Raw genomic sequence first — 17,462 nt, forward strand, 5'->3', positions numbered from 1 at the left:
CGGGGCCAGGCTGGCCCCGTGGCACGTTCAAAGAGGGGCCATACCGTGTCTTTCGGGGCCAGCCTGGCCCGAGGGGACGCGGGGGTTGGCGCCCGAGGGGACGCGGGGGTTGGCGCGCGGGTGGGGCGTCGGGTCAGTGGCCGGTGATCCGATAGACCGCCCGTCCCACGGCGTTGAGCCGGGGGATGCCCGCGCCCGTCGAGCGCCACCCGTTGGACAGGATCGCGACCGTGTAGTCGTGCCTCGCATCCCGCACGTGCCCCACCGAGCTGAGCCGCCAGCGTCCGTTGTCGGAGAAGGGGCTCCATCCATTCTTCACCTCGATCACCCGGCCCGGCCCGCGGCCGAGAGGTGCCGCGCCCCAGGTCTGTCCGGCGTCGACGCCGCGCATGGTCGACAGCAGCCACTCCTCGTCGACGGTGAGGAGCGGGCTCACGTGCTGCCGCAGGGCCTCCAGCAGTCGCACCTGGTCGAGCGGCGTGGACGTCGTGCGTCCCCACCCGTAGCCGTAGGACTGCGCGCCCAGGGCTGGCAGGGGTTGAGCGTTGATGGTGGATTGCCCTGACCAGCATGGATTCCGTTGACGGCGTTGTCGGATCATGGCTCGGATTGACCCTCTTGCGGACTTTTTGCGGACCGTCACCCGGTGATCTGTTTGATGGGGATGGTGACGTGGTGGGGCGTGGCGCCGCGCATGTGGATCAGGGCCTCGCCGGCAGCGGTGTACCACTGGTCCCGCCACCGGATTCGCTGGGTCTGGGGGTCGAAGGTGACCGGGGGCGCGATGACCCGCAGCTCCTCGGACAGGACGAACTTGCCGTTGGCGTCCAGGGCGGTGGAGGTGTGGGTGACCTGGGCGGGCAGCATGACCGTGGCCTGCGGGTCGTCCCAGTCGATCGCGTCGTTCCCGAGGTCGTCCACGTACTTGCGGCCGGTGATGAGCTCGATGCGGTCTGCGAGCCTCATAGCGCCCGCTTCCGGTAGCGGTGGAGCACGGCGAGCTCGGGCAGCGTCCAGCCGTCGAGGACGGCTGGACGCTCGGAGTAGTCGCCGGCCGTGTAGGCCTGGGTGCGCTCGGGGTTGGCGACCAGGCGGGCCGTGGCAGAGGTGATGACGGCCGCGAGCGGGGGTGCCGGGTGTCCGGCGTCGTCGAAGCCCTGGTCCCGCGTGTAGGCCTGCACGAACGCGGTCACGACGGGCAGGTGCTCCCCGGCAAGGGCGACGACAGCGGGGTCGTCGCCCTTGCCCAGGAAGCGGGCGACCGTCTCGGGGGTCGGCGCGGTCATCGTCAGCGGGTGATCCCGGTCAGGGTGACGATCGCCTCAGGGTTGAGCGGGGCGGCGTCGTAGCGGGCCACGACACGGATGCCGACCTGGTCGTAGTCGGCGTACCGCTCGGTGAGGACCTTCACGCTCGGGGCCAGGTCGCGGGCGACGGCGATCTGGGAGAAGTCCACGAGAGCAGCGCGGCCGGTCGGGGTGCTGCCGGTGGTGTCCGGGACGCGCTTGGTGACGATGACGGGGGCGCCCCAGACACGGAACACGCCGTCGGCGGTGGGGTCGGCCTGCAGCAGGTAGCGGCCGGCAGTGTCCTTGATCTTGCGCAGGGCCACGAAGTCGCCAGGGGCCATCACCCACTTGAGCGCGGTCATGGCGACGTTGGCGGACAGAGCCTTGCCCCAGGCGTCGAGCAGGTGGTCGAGGGTCATCGCGCCACCGACCTTGACCTCCTGGGTACCGGCGTAGGCGAACAGGCCCTTTGGGGTCGTCACGCCGTCACCGGACGCGGACAGGAACTGGGCGTCGAGCTTGTCGGCCACGTCGCGCACGAGCCGGTCGCGGATCGCCTGGTCCAGGTTGATCACGGACTGGCGGGCGAGCTCGGCCGAGACGCGGGTGATGACCTTCACGCTCTTCAGGGTCGAGGGGAGCAGCTTCACCTCGTCGAAGTCGACGTCGCGCTCCGGGATCTGCTCGTTCTCCCCGGTCCAGCCGGGGTCGGTGATGGGGCCACCGTTCTTCGGCAGGCGCAGGGGGCCAGCGGTGTCGAAGATGCGCGGGCCGGCGGCGAGGAACACGGACTGGGCGCGCAGCGGCTCGACGAGGATCGCCTTCGTCCTCGGCGGTGAGCTCGGGGGTGGCGACGCTGCCGGCGGCGGCGGTGGTGGTCTGGGTGGCAAGGGCCATGAGGGGTCTCCTGACGAGGGGAACGGGTGGGGTGCGTTCCGGCCGCCAGGGCCGCGAGCGTGGTTGAGCCGCCTGGACTCACTGCCCAGCATACCCCTGGGGGGTATGCTGGGCAGGCATTGAGAGATGCATGGTGTGCGGTTGGTCGCCGCAGCGCGATGCCCCGGCCCCGGGAGGGGTGCCGGGGCATCGTCGTGTCCGGGGTCAGCGCCAGTCGTCGAAGTTGACCTCGGCGCTGGCGAGGAAGGCTTCGACGTGGTGCAGCTGGACGTTCTGCATGCGCTCGATGCCCCTGTTCGTGGTGGCGTAGACCGTCGTCCCGTCGTCCTCCGCCACGGTCCACAGAGAGTAGTCAGTCGCCTCGGGGTCGCGGCGGCGTGACTTGCTCAGGACGTATCCCCGGCGGGCGGCGATGCGGCGGACGCGGTTCTCGCGGACCTTGGTCGATGTGGTGCTGGGAGGTGTGCTGGTCGTGGTCGTCATGTGGTCCTTCCTATGCTCGAAGTGATGCTGTGGTGCTGGGCGCGGTGCTGGAATGCCGGAGCGGGTGCCAGAGGGTGTGCGGGAAGGTGTGCTGACGGGGTGGCCCCCTCAGATGAGCCTTCTCACGGGGCGGATGCGCTCGGGGACCTCTGTTGGCGGGGTCGTGGTGCCCGGCGCGATGCTGCGGACGCTGGTCGCCGGGACGGCCAGCACGTCGTTCCCGTCGTCGTCGAGGAACACGACAAAGGTCCCGCGCTCCTGCCACGTCGCGGCAGTCACTGTCTGCGACGATCGGTTGGTGGTGAGAGTGAAGGTCTTCATGGCACTCACCCGGCCGCTCGGCGGAGCATGCCCGCGAGGTCAACGGACTGGCCGGCATCCGTAGCGCCCTGTCCGATCGCCCCGTGCGGCCGGCGGCTGGCGAGGTGGGGCTTGCGGGCCAGGAGCTCGTCGACGGCGGCGGTGAGGGCGTCGGGGTCGGTCAGGTGGTCCTCGCTGAATGCGAGGTCGGTGGGGTCGGCGAGGCGACCGGTAGCGGCGACGAGGGCGGTGTGCAGTCGCTCGGCCAGGGCGTCGCGATCCTTGGCGCGCACGCGGGCGTCTGCGGCCTCCTGGCGCAGCTTCTCGACGTAGGCGCGCGGGAAGGTCTCGGGGTCGTCCTGGTCGTCGTCGGTGTGGGTGGCGGTCACCTCGTCGGCGGCGCGCTCTGCGGCCACCTCGTCTGGGGTCGTGTCATCGGTCTCGATGGTGATGGTCTGGTCGGTCATGGTCAGGCTCCTCTCGTGGCGGGGATGGGGTGGCACCGGCACCCGGCGTGCCGGTGCATCGGTTGATTGGCGGGGTAGACGTAGCCGAGCGGGTCGAGGTGCCGCTTGGCCAGCCAGACGCAGAGCTCGCAGGCGCCGTCCTCGAGCTGGCGGCGGTAGCCGGTCACGTGCGGGGACCGCTTCACGGCCTCGTTGAAGGCCCCGCCGGCGGCGTCCAGGGGCTCGTTGCGGGCGAGGCGTTCCACGCGGCGCGCCACGGCGTCGTGCTGCTCGTCGGGGGTCGTGGCGGTGGCGTTGGGCTCGGGGTCGCCCAGGATCGTCGTGGCGGCTTTGGTGAGACGGTCGAGGTCACCGGCCGGGGCGGTCAGGCCCAGGACGGGCACGGGCCGCGCCATGTCGCTGGTGAGGGTGGCGGCCAGCGACAGGTCGGCGAGGGCGACAGCGTGGGCGTTGGCGCGCGCCACTGTCGCGGCTATGGCGCGTGTCGCGTCAGGTGTCGCGACACGGCCCGCCAGCCACGCCACGACGACCCTCAGGCACGTCGTGACCGCGCCATCGGCCAGGGCGACAAGGGCCCTCTGGTAGGGAGTCTCGCTGCTCATCGGGCCACGACACCGCCAAGATCGAGGCGCGACACGGCGTCAGCGGACATGTCGCGGCGGATCGCGTCAATGTCGCTGTCGGAGTAGCCCAGGCGTCGCAGCGCGGCCGACGCGGGCAGCAGACCCGCGCTGTACAGCTTCACAACGGCGTCCGCCTCCTGCGCCACGGAGCGGGTGGCGGGGTCGGCCCACGACACGGACGGCGCCACGGTGGCGGGGTCGACACCGTTCTCGACGGCCAGGACCAGCCGCGCCACGCGCTCCCACGCGCGCCCGAACACCTGCTGACGGGCCTCGGCACGAGCGGTCAGGCTGGCCTCGCTGGCGCGCAGGGCGTCAGCGCTGGATGGCTGGTTCGACAGCACACCGACGTAGTGGGCTGGCAGACCCGACACCGCCATGATCTGCGACGTGACGACGTTCACGGCGTCGGTGTAGGCGGAGAGATCCGCCGCCGGAAGGCTGCCGAACTTCGTGTCGGGCGACTCCGAGACCATCATCTTGATGCCCTCAGCGAACGGGTTCGCCGCGTTGCCGTCCGCGTCCTCTGCCAGCTCGACGCCGGTAGCCCAGCGCCGGGGCCGGGCGTAGTACTCGCTGCCGACGAGCATGTCGGCGAGGAGCTTGGAGAGGGCGTCGACCAGGGGCAGCAGGTCGGCCATCTCGGAGACCCCGCCGCCGAGCAGGCGGTCGGTGTTGTGCAGCGGCGTGACGGGCACGACTCCCAAGGGGTTGTCGATGCGCTCGACCACCCGGAAGCCGGCCGTGGCGCCCGCCTGCGGGGCGAAGTGGTGGCGGATCGTGTCGGCGGTGTACACCACAGCGTGGGTTCCCTGGGCGTCCTCCCAGCGCTTGATGGCGGCGGTCACCTCTCGGGTGGCGGGGTCGTGGATGGTGACGACCTGACGAGCAGATTCGACCGTGACCAGGGCCTTGCCGTCCTCGCCGGCCCACGTCGCGACGTAGGCGCTGCCGAGGGCCAGGGCCTCGCGGTGCGCGACCCCGGCGAGCTGGTCGAGGTCGTTGCGCCGCCACGCCTCCCACAGTTGCGTGGCGGGCTTGCCGTCGAGGGTGAAGCCGGTCACCCGCAGCCGCTCCGCGAGCGACGTCACGGCCAGACGCGGCAGGTTGGACGACATGGTGGTCAGCCGTTCCCCCAGGGCCTCGCGGGCCTCGGGCGCCAGGAACGCGAGGGGCTGGGTGCCGGCGTAGTAGCGGTCGAGCGCGGCGTACCGGGCCTGCGGGGCGTCCAGGGCCGTCAGGAGCGTCGTGAGCAGATCAGTGGGCATGAGGTGTCCTCCGGTCATCGGAACCCCGCGACGCGGCGTCGAGGGGGCTTGCGGGTGGCGCGCCAGGTGGCGCGGGAGTGGGCCATGACCAGGCACGCGGCGAGGTCGATCTTGCGGGCGTTGCGCTTGCGGTTGGGCTTGGCGAGGCGCACCCCTCGGGCGTCCTCGGTGATCACGGCGGCGGCGACGTGCGCGGCCAGGCGCGGGTCACCGGAGTGCGTCAGCTCCCCGTTGTTGGCGGCGTTCAGCAGGTCACCCGTCGCGGCCGTCAGCCGCGATGGCGAGTGGGGGAACTCCACGACGGGCAGGCCCTCGGCCTCCAGCGCCTGGAGCGTGCGCGTCCAGCGGAAGGGGTCCGCGATGATCTCCACCACCCGGTAGGTGCGGGCGGCGGCGCGGATGGTGTTCTCGACCTCGGCGATGGGCACCCGCCAGGCCTCGTCGCTCGTCGGTCGCTCCCACGTCGCCAGGACGTCGAAGTGCGGCCGGGTCGACACGGTGCCGAGCAGCAGCGCCGTCGTGTCGTCGCTGAACGATCCGTCGAGCGCCAGCACGACGTCGGTGCCCTCGTCGATGCCCTCGCCCGTGCTCAGTGCGTCCCACACGCCGGGCGCCAGGAACGCGCCGTCGGTGTCGGTCACGAACTGGCACAGCCGAGCGCGCCGGAACGTCGCCTCACGCACCTTCGGCGGCAGCAGCGCCGTCAGCGCGTCGCGGTGCAGGTAGTCGTCCAAGGCCGGGTTCGCCAGCTCCCAGCAGTGCTCGCAGTTGACCGGGTGGTGCTCGAACCCCGCGGCGCTGAACTCCCGCCACACCTGCGTCAGGTCGTCGGGGTGCTCAGCGGCATACACGCGCATGTCGGTCAGCACGCTGTTGTGCGGGTCCGGGCCGGGCGTCCCGATCCCGATCAACGTGGACTGGGCGCGCTTGCCCTGGGCCAGGGTTAATACCTCGAACACGTCGCGGTCCACGACGCCCAGCTCGTCCACTATCGCCAGGGACGGGTCCAGCCCCTCGATCGCCTTGGGCGAGGCGGGGAGGCACTGGAACTTCGCGCCCCGCTCAGGCACCGTCAGCCGGTCCTTGTAGACCTGCACGCGCGACGCGAGGTCGTCGTGTAGCTCGACCATGCGCGCGGCCGTGCCGAACACGATGCCGGCCTGCCGCTCGTCCACGGCCACGACATCGACCTCGGCGCCCTCGTCGCCCAGGATGAGGTCGTACAGGCCGAGCGCGGCCACCAGGGTCGACTTCCCCTGTCCACGCGGCATCATCCAGCCGGCGGTGCGAGGGCGAGGGTCAGCGTCCAGGACCGAGCCGACGAGCTCGACCTGCCAGGGCCGCAGCTTCATCGGGGACCGCGCCCCGGTGCCCTTCGGCGTGACGATGTAGCGCTGGCAGAACCGGGCGAACCGGGCCGCCCCCGTGGCTCGGGTGCGCAGCGGCAGGGGCGACGGGTCCACGGCTCCCTTCGGACCGGCCTTCACTGGTCACCCTCCGTGGCATTCAGTCGAACAGGCGTGCGAGTGTGATGGCCCCTGCGCCTGGGCGCCGGGGGAGGGGCGAGCGCTGAGCGACCCCCTCCCCCCAGGTCGTCACTCTCGGTCACGGGTCGGGCTCGTCCTCGCTTGCTGTTGCAGGACCGGCAGACCACGGCGACGTCCTCCAGGCGGATCGCCAGTCCGGCGGCCTTGCGCTCCCACGCTCGGGGCGAGTGGTCGGTGGTGAGGTCGGTGGTGGCTCCGCAGTCCTCGCACAGCGGCGAGAGGCGGCGGGCGCGGCGACTGAGCTTCACCCAGGCCCAGTCGTAGCCCCGCTCGTGGCCGGGGGCCTTGGGGTAGTGCTTGGGCCTGTGCTCCTCGCAGTGGCTCCCGGCGGTGGGCTCACCGCAGCGGAGGCACGGACGCATGGTCATGGGTGCTCCTGTGGCTGGGGTGCGGGCGGGCCGATGGGTGGCCCGCCCGCACGATGGGGTGGGTGGTCAGGCGAGATTGGCGAGGGCGTGGGCTGCGCGCTCCTTGCCGTCGTGGATGGCCTGCGCTCCGTTGCCGTCGTGGTCGAGCAGGTGCCAGACCAGGTGGGCCATGTCCTCCAGGAGCTCGCTCTCGGGGGTCATGCCGTCGCGTGGCTGGATGGCGGCGAGGGTCTGCTCGGCGGTGTCGAAGTCGGCGAACTCTAGGGCCTCGGTGTAGGTGAGGGCGCGGTAGAGGGCGGTCGCGTTGTTCTCGACGGCCTGCCGGTGGAAGGCGTTCATCGGGTGGTCTCCTCGTTGTGGTTGCGGCCGGCCTGGTAGCCGGCGTGCCACACCTCGGCGGCGGGGGCGCAGCGGGCGACTCGGGCGAGGGCGACCCAGGCGATGCCTGCGAGGGCGGTGGCCGCGATGGCGGCGGTCTGGGCGAGGTGGATGGTGCTGTGGGTGGTGCTCATGGTGTGGTGCCTTTCGTACGGAGAAGTCGGGTTGAGAAGAGATAGAGAGGGCCGAAGCCCTGACCTGCGGAGATGCCGGATAACGCACGCTGGGAGTGTGCGCACCGCACGCTGGGGGCGTGCGTTAGGCGTCCTGAGGGGGTGCTAATGCACGCTGGGGGCGTGCGTTTCGCGCCTTGGGTCGGGTGCAGGTGGGGCAATCGAGGTCCTTCCCTGCGTCGTGTGTCGTCAGGTAGTGCGGGATGCGGATGCACTCGGACGTTGAGCCGCTGGCGAACACCCCGACCGCGATGCCCTTGTCGATCGCCTTGCGGATCGAGTTGCGATGGACGGGGGTCAGTTCGCCCGTTCCGGGGGCCACGGAGCCGAGGAGGCGGGACATCTCGGCTCGACGGAACGCTGCGTGCCCGCTCCTGGCGAGCCGCCCCTGGGCGACCAGGAGGATCCTGGTCGTGAGGTCGAGCTGGTCCCCGGCGTCTACCGCCAAGCGTTCCCATGCGGCCCGGTGGTGCTTGTTCCATGTCGGGCTCGCCAACGATTCACGGCCCCTCCTGGGCTCTGCGCGCCCTCGACTCGATGACGCGCCACCCCTCGGCCTCGGCTACGGCCAGGACGTCGGGCAGGCGTGAGGCGCGGACCGTGCGGAACGGCTCCTTGCCTGCGGAGAGGACTCGAGCGCTGAGCAGGAGCTCGTGCACATCGCTCCCGGTCGGGCTGGTCAGGGGGACGCGGCCGTTGGTCTCGCGGCAGACCACGAGGACGTTGCTCACGCTGCCCACCTCCGCTCGATGCGTGCCCGGCGGTCGCGGTCTCGCTGGTGGTCGCGGGCGGGGATGCTGGTCGCGCTCTGGGCGGTCCTGACGGCGTGGCGGTGCAGGGGGGCCATCTCGGCTTCGGCCTCGGCTCGACCGTCCCGGTGTCCGGCCTGGTAGGCGTCGCGCCAGATGGTAAGCAGTCCGGTGATGCCGGCGAGGTCGTGCAGCAGCGCCTCAGCCAGGCCCGTAAGGTGGTGAGCGGCGCCTGCGTCCACGTAGCCGCTCTGTCCCTCGTCGTGTGCCAGCACGGCGGGGGACTTCTCGTTGGTGGCGGTCATCATGCCGTCACCTCGTCGGCCCGGAAGGCCTCCTCGATCCAGTCCTCGAGGTCCTTCTCGCGGTAGACGATGCGCCCGCCCAGCTTGGCGGACCGGGGACCCGTGCCGTTGTACCTCATCCATCGCATCTGTGCTGGCGTCTTGCGCAGTCGCTCAGCGGCCTCGGCCAGGGTCAGGATTTTGGTGGACATACTTCACCTCAATTTCTAGTCGTGGATGACTGACAAATGAAGTAAACCACGGTTGCTAGTGGGGGTCAACTGGGAACCTTGGTAGCGTGCTGCCCATGAACGATGACGAGACGAGAGACCAGCGGATCGGGGCGAATGTGCAACGGCTCCGCGAAGGCATGACGCAGGCGGCGCTTGCGGACTCCATGCGTGAGCGCGGCCACAAGTGGTCCCAGGCAACGGTGTGGTCCGTCGAGAAGGGGGACCGGCCAGTTCGCTTGACCGAGGCGCAGGACTTGGCCGCGATCTTGAACGTGCTGGTTGACGACATTGGATCGACAGGCGACCTGCGCGGCGATGAGGAGCTCGTTGAATGCATGGACTCCCTACGGCGCGTCGCCAAGAGGGCAGCCCTCAGCCTCGAAGATGTGGACCTGTGGCGTCGTCGGATGGCCAAGGCGCTTGAGGACACTGAACAGGCCATGAATGAGGGGGCTATCCCTGCCGAGCAGCTGCAATGGGTACGACTCTCGTGCAGTCGAGCGCGGGGCATGCTCAAGCGTGATCTGGTCTCCGAGGAGCACAGCCGGCTTCGGGTTCAGATGGAAGGTGCGCCACATGGCCTCGATAGCGAAGCGCCCTGACGGCAGGTGGCGGGCGCGCTACCGAGACGACACCGGCCGCGAGCACGCACGTCACTTCGCCCGCAAGGTCGACGCCCGGCGATGGCTGGACGAGGTGACCGCCTCCGTCGTCACCGGCCAGTACGTCGACCCCAGATCCGGGCGCATGGCGTTCCGGGCCTTCTACGACACCTGGGCGGCCTCGCAGGACTGGGCGCCCCGCACCACCGAGGCCGCCGCCCTGGCCCTGGCATCCGTCACGTTCGCGGACCTGCCCATCCGGTCCGTCACCGAGCAGCACGTCCGCGACTGGATGAAGGCCATGCAGGGCGCCCAGGGCCTCGCAGCCACCACCCGGCGCACTAGGTTCAACTACGTCCGCATGGCTTTCCTGGCCGCCGTCCGTCAGCGCGTCATCCCCACCGACCCGACAGCCGGGGTCAAGCCGCCCCAGGTACCCAAGGCCGAGGGGTCCATGCGTGTCCCCACTTCCGAGCAGGTCGGCCGCGCACTCGACGCCGCAGACGAGCTGTTCCGGCCCTTCGTGGCCGTGTGCGCCTTCGCCGGCCTGCGCCTCGGTGAGGCAGCGGGGTTGCAGCTCGGAGACGTGGACTTCCTGCGACGCACGATCACCGTCCGCCGCCAGGTTCAGGGATGCTCCCGCGAGGGCACCTCGGTGACGCCACCGAAGTGCGGGTCGGTCAGGACAGTCCCCGCGCCGTCAGGCCTCGTGACGCTCCTCGCGCAGCACGTCGAGTGGCTGGGCCTGTCCGAGGCCGACGAGTGGCTGATAGCGCGCCTCGGGGTCCCCTACAACCGGTCGTCGGCGGGCGACCAGTGGCGGCGCGTCAGGGCCAAGGCCGGGCTCCACGGGTTCACGCTCCACGACCTGCGACACCACTACGCCTCGGGGCTGATCGCGGCCGGCTGCGACGTCGTGACCGTGCAGCACGCTCTCGGCCACTCGTCGCCGTCCATCACCCTCGACGTCTACTCCCACCTGTGGCCCAAGGCGGACGACCGGACGCGAGCAGCCGCCGCAGACCTGATGAGTGCCGCTCTCGGGGATTCTGCGGACTCTGTGCGGACTGCGGCGGCTGATTAGCGCTCTGACCTGCGGTTACTCGACCGTCGAGCCGTAGCCGTAGAAGGGTGTGGTCTGCCGCAGCCCGAACCTGCGGGTCAGCCGGGCGAATCCGGCGTGCGAGCCGATCCCGCGCGACAGGGCCGACTGGGCGTTGTTGTCCGACACCTGCAGCGCCCGCACCATCCAGGCCCGCTCGATGGGCGTCGGGCCGCGGCGACGCTCGTTGGCGTGCAGGAAGGTCGCCGCGCTGGTGGCGAGCTTGGTGGTCGAGGCGAGGAAGACCCTCCTGTCTCCGCGATAGCTCAGCCAGACCCCCGTGCGGTTGTCCCGGATCGCGACCCCCATGTCGTAGGGCGCGACGAGCGGCACCACCTCCCGCAGGAACCTCGCCTGCTGCACCTGGACGGGTGACGGGACAGCGGGTGCGGGAGCGAGGGCCACGGACGCCCGAGCGGCCTCGGGCGGGTGGGCGGCGGCGTCGGCTGCGGTCCCCGTGCCGATTGCCAGACCCGCGACGAGCAGTCTCGCGAGCGTGGTGGTCAGGCCGGTCCGTCGATTCCCCATCAGCGTCCCCCCGGTGCGGGCAGGGGAGCACGCTGCGTCTCAGCGAATCATCACCCTGCGTGAGGGAAACCTAGGCACGGCTGTGTGCGGGCTGAGACGGAAGAGGCTACGGACAACTCGTCTGGCCTGGACAAGTGCGGTCAGGTCGGGCGTATGACGCTCCACGGGATGCGGGCACGCTCGGTGACCTCACCGATGGTGGACCACTCGTCCCGCCCCAGCCGTGCCACCGGAGCGAGGTCCCGGATCCGGGCGTGGGGCGCCTCCGGGTCGGTGCGGTCGAGCACGGCGGCGTCGACCGCGACGTGCGTCACCGCGCCGATGACGACGGTGGAGTCCCCGAGGGTGAGCTCCTGGTGGAGGCGGCACTCGATGGCCACCGGGGACTCGGCGAGGCGGGGCACGGAGACCGTCGCTGCGGGCTCCCGGGTCAGGCCGAGGGCGTCGAGCTCGCTGACCTCGGGCGGGTAGTCGGTGCCCGTCGCGTTGCCCACCTCGACGTGCCGCTCGCCGAGCAGGTGGATGACGAACTCGCCGGTCTGCTGGACGTTCCGAAGGGTGTCCTTGACCCCGACGGAGGTGAACTGCACCATCGGCGGCCGCACGCACGAGACGGTGTAGAAGGAGTGCGGCGCGAGGTTGTCCACCCCGGCCGCCGACCGTGTCGTCACCCAGGCGATGGGCCGGGGGACGACCACCGAGGTGAGCAGGCGGTACATCGCGGCCGGGGGAAGGCCCTGGTCACCCGCAGCGGGGTAGTCGATGCGCATGCCCCCACGGTATGTCGCACGGCGGCTCGCCGGACCGCGTGCGTCCGCCCCGTCGCAGGCTCGTCCGACCCCGCTTCGGCCTCGTCGCCCGGCTCGGCAGCACGTCGAGGGCGCGCCGACCCGCACCGTGCGGGTCGGCGCGCCCTCGCGTCACCGGGGCAGCGGGTCAGTCGCTCACGCGCGGGTCGCTGGGTGCGCTGCTGGCCCGCCGCGGCAGGTCGGGGTTGGGGACGCCCGCCGTGATGATGGTGCCGTCGGCCCGCAGGTCGCCGATCACCGGGTGGGTGCCCTCCAGCGAGCGCCGCCGCGGGCCCTGCCCGGCCAGCGGCACGGTCACCGGAGCACCGGCGCGCACCTCGTGGTGCTCGCCGCGCACGGCCACCTCGAGCGCGTCGCCCTCCTCCACCTCGAAGCCGATCGAATCCTGCCGCACGGTCACCCGCACCCGGGTGCCGCGCACCCGGATCGGGAACGTCAGCTCCGGCCAGTCCTCGGGCAACCGCGGGTCGAAGGTGATGTCCCCGTGGTAGTCTCGCATCCCGGCGAAGCCGTAGACGAGCGCTGCCCAGACGCCACCGGCCGAGGCGATGTGCACCCCGTCGGAGGTGTTGCGGTGCAGGTCGGCCAGGTCGACGTACAGGCCCGCGCGGAAGTAGCGCAGCGCCATCTCGGCATACCCCACCTCGGCCGCGATGATCGACTGCACGACCGCCGACAGGGTGGAGTCACCCGTGGTGATCGGGTCGTAGTAGTCGAAGTCGCGTCGCTTGGCCTCCAGGGAGAAGCGGTCGCCCTGCAGGAACAGCGCGAGCACCACGTCGGCCTGCTTGAGCACCTGGAAGCGGTAGATCACCAGCGGGTGGTAGTGCAGCAGCAGCGGCCGCTTGGTCGGCTCGGTGCGGGCCAGGTCCCACACCTCGCGGTCGAGGAACTGGTCGTCCTGCGGGTGGATCTCCAGGGTCTGGTCGTACGGGATGTGCATGCCGTCGGCGCAGGCCTGCCACTCGTCGATCTCGGCCGGGTCCAGGTCGAGCCGGCGGGTCAGACGCAGGTATGCCGAAGGGTCCGCGGCGCCCAGCTCGCGGACGGCGCGGGCGGCTCGCTCGAGGTTGTCGCGGGCCATGACGTTGGTGAACAGGTTGTTGTTGACGACGGTGGTGTACTCGTCCGGCCCGGTCACCCCGTGGATGTGGAAGGACCGGGTGCCGTTCTCCCGCCAGAAGCCGAGGTCGGCCCACATCCGCGCGGTCTCGACGAGTACCTCGATGCCGTCGCGGGCCATGAAGCCCACGTCACCGGTGATGTCGCCGAACTTGCTGAAGGCGAAGGCCACGTCGGCGTCGATGTGGTACTGCGCGGTGCCGGCGGCGTAGTAGGCCGAGGCCTCGTCGCCGTTGATGGTCCGCCAGGGGAACAGCGCTCCGCGCTGGGCGAGCTCGCGGGCACGCTCGCGTGCCTTGGGCAGCATCTGCACCCGGCAGCGCAGGGCGTTGCGGGCGACCTCGGGGGAGGTGTACGTCAGGAAGGGGATGACGTAGATCTCGGTGTCCCAGAAGTAGTGGCCCTCGTAGCCCGACCCGGACACGCCCTTGGCGGCGATGCCGAGCTGGTCGGCGCGCGCCGAGGCCTGGGCGAGCTGGAACAGGCTCCAGCGGACGGCCTGCTGCAGCGCCGGGTGCCCCTCGACGGCGACGTCGGTGTTGGCCCAGTAGCGGTCCAGCCAGGCGCGCTGCTGGTCGATGTAGTGCTGGGCGCCGTACTCGCGCACCCGGTCCAGGGTGCGGCGGCAGCGGTCGACGAGCTCGCGCACGGGGACGCCGCGGGAGGTGTGGTAGGTCACGGCCTTGGTCACCGTGATCGTCTGCCCCTCGCGGGCGTCGACGCGGTAGATCTTGCGGCCGCGGTCCTGGTCGGAGTCGATGAGCTCCTCGTAGTCCGCGTCGGTCTCGATGACATGGTCGGCGCCGACGGCGAGGGTCATGCCGGAGCGGGCGGTCTTGTAGCCCAGGATGATCCGGCGCTCGCTGTGCCAGTGGGACTGGGGCAGCAGCACCCGCTCGGTGAAGGTCGCGGCCTTGCGCGGGTCTCGGCCCTCGCCCATCGCCGAGCCGGGCACGTGGTACTCGTCCTTGCCGTCCTGGCGGTTGATGATCTGGCTGGAGATGACGACGGGGGCGTCCCCCTCGAGCATCTCCACCTCGAGGGTCATGATCGCCAGGTGGCGCTCGGTGAAGCTCACCATCCGGGTCGCCGAGACGCGCACCCGCTTGCCGGACGCGGTGCGCACCACCAGGTCCCGGCACAGGCGCCCGGTCCGGAAGTCCAGGGCCTGCTCGTACTCCACCAGGTCGGCCACGGACAGCAGCAGCGGCTCGTCGTCGACGTAGAGCTTCATCAGCTTGCTGTCGGGGACGTTGACGATCGTCTGGCCCACCTTGGCGAAGCCGAAGGCTGCCTCCGCGTGCCGGATGTCCCAGGTCTCGTGGAAGCCGTTGATGAAGGTGCCGTGGGTGTGCGCGTCGCGGCCCTCGGGCGGGTTGCCCCGCATGCCGAGATAGCCGTTGCCGACGGCGAAGAGGGTCTCGATCGTCCCCAGGTCGTCGCTGCAGTACTCGGTCTCCACCAGGCGCCAGGGGTCGACGGGGAAGCGGGTGCGGTCGAGGGGGTCCTCGCCGAGGTCGTGAGGGCTCACTTCACCAGCTCGTCGAGGTCGGAGACGACGAGGTCGGCGCCGTTGCGGGTGAGCGCCTCGACGCCCGCGCCGCGGTCCACGCCGATGACCAGGCCGAAGTCGCCGGCCCGCCCGGCGGCCACGCCGGACTCGGCGTCCTCCAGGACGACGGCGCGTTCCTTCGCCACCCCCAGGCGCGCGGCGGCGGCGAGGAAGGTGTCGGGGGCGGGCTTGCCGGGCAGGCCCTCCTGCCGGGCGACCAGGCCGTCGACGATCACCGGGAAGCGGTCGATCAGGCCGGCGGCCTCGAGCACGGGGCGGGCGTTCTGGGAGGAGGAGACCACCGCGACCTTGGTGCCGAGGGTGGTCAGGTGGTCGAGCAGGTGCAGCGAGCCGGGGTAGGCCTGCATGCCGTCGCGGTGCAGCACCTCCATGAAGGCGGCGTTCTTGCGGTTGCCGAGGCCGGCGACGGTCTCCGCGTCGGGGCCGTCGGTGGGGTCGCCCTCGGGCAGCACGATGTCGCGGGAGGCGAGGAAGGACCGCACCCCGTCATACCGGGGCTTGCCGTCCACGTGCGCGAAGTAGTCGGCGTCGGTGTAGGGCTCGGTCACTCCCCGGGTCGCGAGGAAGGCGTTGAACATCTCGCTCCACGCACGCATGTGCACGATCGCGGTAGGGGTGACGACCCCGTCGAGGTCGAAGAGAGCAGCGTCGTATCTGGTCCAGTCCACGGCTCAACGGTAGCGACTCCGGAGGGGCGCTTGAACGATCCACACGCAGAGAGTCCCCGGGCGCACGAACCTGGCCCAGCGTCGTCGCCCACCGTGACAGTCGCTCGCCGAACGGGCGGTCCGCTGTCAGGCGCGGCACAGTTGTCCCCATGACTGCTTCAGGACGTATGCCGGAAGGTCCCGCCACCGACGCCCGCCGCACCGTCGCCGGGATCGAGATGGGTGGCACCAAGGTCGTGTGCGCGCTCGCCGGCGGTCCCGACGACCTGCGTGCCCGGACCTCCATCCCCACGACCGAGCCCGGGGCCACCCTGGACGCGATCGGCGCCTGGCTGCGCGAGCAGCAGGACGCCGGAGAGCGGATCGACGCGTTGGGGGTCGCGGCCTTCGGCCCGGTGTGCCTGGACCGGGACGACGCGGCCTACGGCCACATCACCTCGACCCCCAAGCCGGGCTGGCAGGACACCGACGTGGTGGGCGCGCTGCGTGGCCACCTGGACGTGCCGATCGCCTGGGACACCGACGTCAACGGGGCGGCGGTCGGCGAGCTGCGCTGGGGCGCAGGGCAGGACGTCGACTCGCTGGTCTATCTCACGGTCGGCACCGGGATCGGGGGCGGCGCCGTCCTCGACGGCCGCCCGGTCCACGGGCTGCTCCATCCCGAGATGGGTCACCTGATGGTCAACCCGCACCCCGCCGACGACTACCCGGGCCGGTGCCCTTACCACGGGCGGTGCGTGGAGGGCATGGCGAGCGGCCCGGCCTTCGCCGACCGCTTCGGGGCACGGCTGGAGACGCTCGACCCCGACCGGCAGCGCCAGGCCGCCGGGCTCGCGGGCTACTACGTCGGGCAGCTGATCGCCGGCATCGTCCTGACCCTGTCCCCGCACCGGATCGTGGTCGGTGGCGGTGTGCCGCACCTGGCAGGGGCGCTGGAGGCCATGCGCGGCGAGCTCGTCGACCGGCTGGGGGGCTACGTGCGGCGGCCCGAGATCCTCGGCGGGGCCGGGGAGTACGTCGTGGCGCCCGGCCTCGGTGACGACGCCGGCGTCCTCGGGGCGGTCGCCCTCGGGCTGGACGCGCTGGCCGCCCGCCGAGCGGGGTGAGTCGGGGCAGGTCGGGGCGGTGCGGGTGCCGACGCGAGAGAGGGGGTGCAGCCGGGCGACCCCGCTTCCGGTGTCCTTGATCACTCAACGATTTCTCCAGCGATGTGAGGTGACCATTGCTAGGCCACTCAGGGGGTCCGGGGGTGGGGGTTCGGCGATGGGTGTGTCACCTGGGATGATGGCCGCATGGGTGACCCGCGGTTGATGAGCCTCCAGCAGCGTTACGAGACCTGGGCCGACCACGCGCTCGCCGTCCTGATCGAGACCGCAGCGGTGCACCAGACCGCCATCACCTACGGCGACCTCGCCCACCAGGTCCAGGAGCGCTCGGGCATCCACACCGACGTCCCCGCCCACAGCTGGCTCGGCAAGGTCCTCGCGATCGTCCACCACCGCACCACCTCCGCCGGGGAGCCCGACCTCGTCGCGCTCGCGGTCCTGCCGGGCGGCGCGGTGGGTCCGACCTTCGACGCGGTGCGCAAGGCCTGCGGCGCCGAGCCGTACGGCGAGGAGCGGCGCGAGCAGGTTGCCGCCGAGGCGCGCCTGGCCTGCAACCGGCGCTACGCGCCCGACGTGCCCGCGGAGGCGCAGCCGCTGCTGCACCCGATCACCTCGCTGGAGTCGACCCGCACCACGTCGGGCAGGACGGGCCGGGCCCCGACCCGTCCGGGCACCCGGGCGGTGCGAGAGCCGCGCGCCCCCAGGCCTCCTCGCGAGACGAAGCCCAAGGCGCCCAAGCCGCGGGCGAGCGACGGGGCGATCATCCCCGAGCGCGAGGACGCCTTCTGCCCCCGTTGCTTCTTGCAGCTGCCGCTCTCCGGCACCTGCGTCAGCTGCGACTGAGCCCGTCCGCGGACCGCTCCGGCACGGCCACCCACCCAGCGCGCGCGGTC

At 71.4% G+C, this 17,462-nt stretch carries 23 protein-coding genes; 4 read left to right on the forward strand and 19 right to left on the reverse strand.

Annotated features, from left to right (window positions below):
* Positions 1–133: 133 nt before the first annotated feature.
* From MM438_RS01630 to MM438_RS01700, 15 genes are all read right to left on the reverse strand, one after another.
* Positions 134–601, reverse strand: a complete 468-nt coding sequence (locus MM438_RS01630; RefSeq protein WP_241450046.1) for a hypothetical protein — start codon at positions 599–601, stop codon at positions 134–136.
* A gap of 38 nt (positions 602–639) precedes the next feature.
* The gene (locus MM438_RS01635; RefSeq protein WP_241450048.1) at positions 640–966 is read right to left on the reverse strand and encodes a hypothetical protein; all 327 of its coding nucleotides are present in this window, start codon (positions 964–966) and stop codon (positions 640–642) included.
* A complete protein-coding gene (locus tag MM438_RS01640) occupies positions 963–1,286 on the reverse strand; it encodes a hypothetical protein (RefSeq protein ID WP_241450050.1) in 324 nt (107 codons plus the stop codon). Before MM438_RS01640 ends, MM438_RS01635 begins: the two co-directional genes overlap by 4 nt.
* A gap of 2 nt (positions 1,287–1,288) precedes the next feature.
* A complete protein-coding gene (locus MM438_RS01645; RefSeq protein WP_241450052.1) occupies positions 1,289–2,077 on the reverse strand; it encodes a phage major capsid protein in 789 nt (262 codons plus the stop codon).
* A 313-nt stretch (positions 2,078–2,390) separates the two neighbouring features.
* The gene (locus tag MM438_RS01650; protein WP_241450054.1) at positions 2,391–2,669 is read right to left on the reverse strand and encodes a hypothetical protein; all 279 of its coding nucleotides are present in this window, start codon (positions 2,667–2,669) and stop codon (positions 2,391–2,393) included.
* 108 nt (positions 2,670–2,777) lie between these two features.
* Positions 2,778–2,948 (reverse strand): hypothetical protein, encoded by a 171-nt coding sequence (locus MM438_RS01655; protein WP_241450055.1) that lies wholly within the window; start codon positions 2,946–2,948, stop codon positions 2,778–2,780.
* 47 nt (positions 2,949–2,995) lie between these two features.
* Positions 2,996–3,436 carry a hypothetical protein gene (locus MM438_RS01660; protein ID WP_241450056.1) on the reverse strand — a complete coding sequence of 147 codons (441 nt, stop codon included), beginning with the start codon at positions 3,434–3,436 and terminating at the stop codon, positions 2,996–2,998.
* A 2-nt stretch (positions 3,437–3,438) separates the two neighbouring features.
* Positions 3,439–3,900, reverse strand: a complete 462-nt coding sequence (locus tag MM438_RS01665) for a VG15 protein (protein WP_241450057.1) — start codon at positions 3,898–3,900, stop codon at positions 3,439–3,441.
* Between the two features lie 134 nt (positions 3,901–4,034).
* Positions 4,035–5,327: a phage portal protein gene (locus MM438_RS01670; RefSeq protein ID WP_241450058.1), complete on the reverse strand. Its 1,293-nt coding sequence runs from the start codon at positions 5,325–5,327 to the stop codon at positions 4,035–4,037.
* Between the two features lie 14 nt (positions 5,328–5,341).
* Positions 5,342–6,790, reverse strand: a complete 1,449-nt coding sequence (locus MM438_RS01675; RefSeq protein ID WP_241450059.1) for a terminase large subunit domain-containing protein — start codon at positions 6,788–6,790, stop codon at positions 5,342–5,344.
* A gap of 518 nt (positions 6,791–7,308) precedes the next feature.
* On the reverse strand, positions 7,309–7,581 hold the full coding sequence (locus MM438_RS01680; RefSeq protein WP_241450060.1) for a hypothetical protein: 273 nt from the start codon (positions 7,579–7,581) through the stop codon (positions 7,309–7,311).
* Positions 7,578–7,754, reverse strand: coding sequence for a hypothetical protein (locus tag MM438_RS01685; RefSeq protein WP_241450061.1), 177 nt, complete (start codon positions 7,752–7,754; stop codon positions 7,578–7,580). Before MM438_RS01685 ends, MM438_RS01680 begins: the two co-directional genes overlap by 4 nt.
* A gap of 539 nt (positions 7,755–8,293) precedes the next feature.
* Complete coding sequence (locus MM438_RS01690) at positions 8,294–8,524, reverse strand: hypothetical protein (protein WP_241450062.1); 231 nt, start codon at positions 8,522–8,524, stop codon at positions 8,294–8,296.
* Positions 8,521–8,850, reverse strand: a complete 330-nt coding sequence (locus MM438_RS01695; RefSeq protein WP_241450063.1) for a hypothetical protein — start codon at positions 8,848–8,850, stop codon at positions 8,521–8,523. The genes MM438_RS01690 and MM438_RS01695 overlap by 4 nt, the downstream gene beginning before the upstream one ends.
* On the reverse strand, positions 8,847–9,038 hold the full coding sequence (locus tag MM438_RS01700) for a helix-turn-helix transcriptional regulator (RefSeq protein WP_241450064.1): 192 nt from the start codon (positions 9,036–9,038) through the stop codon (positions 8,847–8,849). Before MM438_RS01700 ends, MM438_RS01695 begins: the two co-directional genes overlap by 4 nt.
* Before the next feature lie 95 nt (positions 9,039–9,133).
* Between MM438_RS01700 and MM438_RS01705 the strand changes: the two genes are divergently transcribed.
* Together MM438_RS01705 and MM438_RS01710 are read left to right on the forward strand one after the other, a co-directional pair.
* Positions 9,134–9,661, forward strand: a complete 528-nt coding sequence (locus MM438_RS01705) for a helix-turn-helix transcriptional regulator (protein WP_241450065.1) — start codon at positions 9,134–9,136, stop codon at positions 9,659–9,661.
* Positions 9,636–10,745: a tyrosine-type recombinase/integrase gene (locus MM438_RS01710; RefSeq protein WP_241450066.1), complete on the forward strand. Its 1,110-nt coding sequence runs from the start codon at positions 9,636–9,638 to the stop codon at positions 10,743–10,745. The genes MM438_RS01705 and MM438_RS01710 overlap by 26 nt, the downstream gene beginning before the upstream one ends.
* 15 nt (positions 10,746–10,760) lie before the next feature.
* Here the strand turns inward: MM438_RS01710 and MM438_RS01715 are convergent, their stop codons facing one another.
* The 4 genes from MM438_RS01715 to MM438_RS01730 form a co-directional block, all read right to left on the reverse strand.
* Positions 10,761–11,291, reverse strand: a complete 531-nt coding sequence (locus tag MM438_RS01715; protein WP_241450067.1) for a serine hydrolase — start codon at positions 11,289–11,291, stop codon at positions 10,761–10,763.
* Positions 11,292–11,431: 140 nt separating this feature from the next.
* Complete coding sequence (locus MM438_RS01720; RefSeq protein WP_241450068.1) at positions 11,432–12,061, reverse strand: flavin reductase family protein; 630 nt, start codon at positions 12,059–12,061, stop codon at positions 11,432–11,434.
* A gap of 166 nt (positions 12,062–12,227) precedes the next feature.
* The gene (locus MM438_RS01725) at positions 12,228–14,753 is read right to left on the reverse strand and encodes a glycoside hydrolase family 65 protein (protein ID WP_241450069.1); all 2,526 of its coding nucleotides are present in this window, start codon (positions 14,751–14,753) and stop codon (positions 12,228–12,230) included.
* Positions 14,750–15,463, reverse strand: a complete 714-nt coding sequence (locus MM438_RS01730; RefSeq protein ID WP_241450070.1) for an HAD family hydrolase — start codon at positions 15,461–15,463, stop codon at positions 14,750–14,752. The genes MM438_RS01725 and MM438_RS01730 overlap by 4 nt, the downstream gene beginning before the upstream one ends.
* A 149-nt stretch (positions 15,464–15,612) precedes the next feature.
* Between MM438_RS01730 and MM438_RS01735 the strand changes: the two genes are divergently transcribed.
* Entirely contained in the window at positions 15,613–16,569 is a 957-nt protein-coding gene (locus tag MM438_RS01735; RefSeq protein WP_241450071.1) for an ROK family protein, read from the forward strand.
* A 186-nt stretch (positions 16,570–16,755) separates the two neighbouring features.
* Positions 16,756–17,412, forward strand: a complete 657-nt coding sequence (locus MM438_RS01740; RefSeq protein WP_241450072.1) for a hypothetical protein — start codon at positions 16,756–16,758, stop codon at positions 17,410–17,412.
* Positions 17,413–17,462: the final 50 nt, after the last annotated feature.

Source organism: Arsenicicoccus dermatophilus, from assembly GCF_022568795.1.
Lineage (GTDB): Bacteria > Actinomycetota > Actinomycetes > Actinomycetales > Dermatophilaceae > Arsenicicoccus > Arsenicicoccus dermatophilus.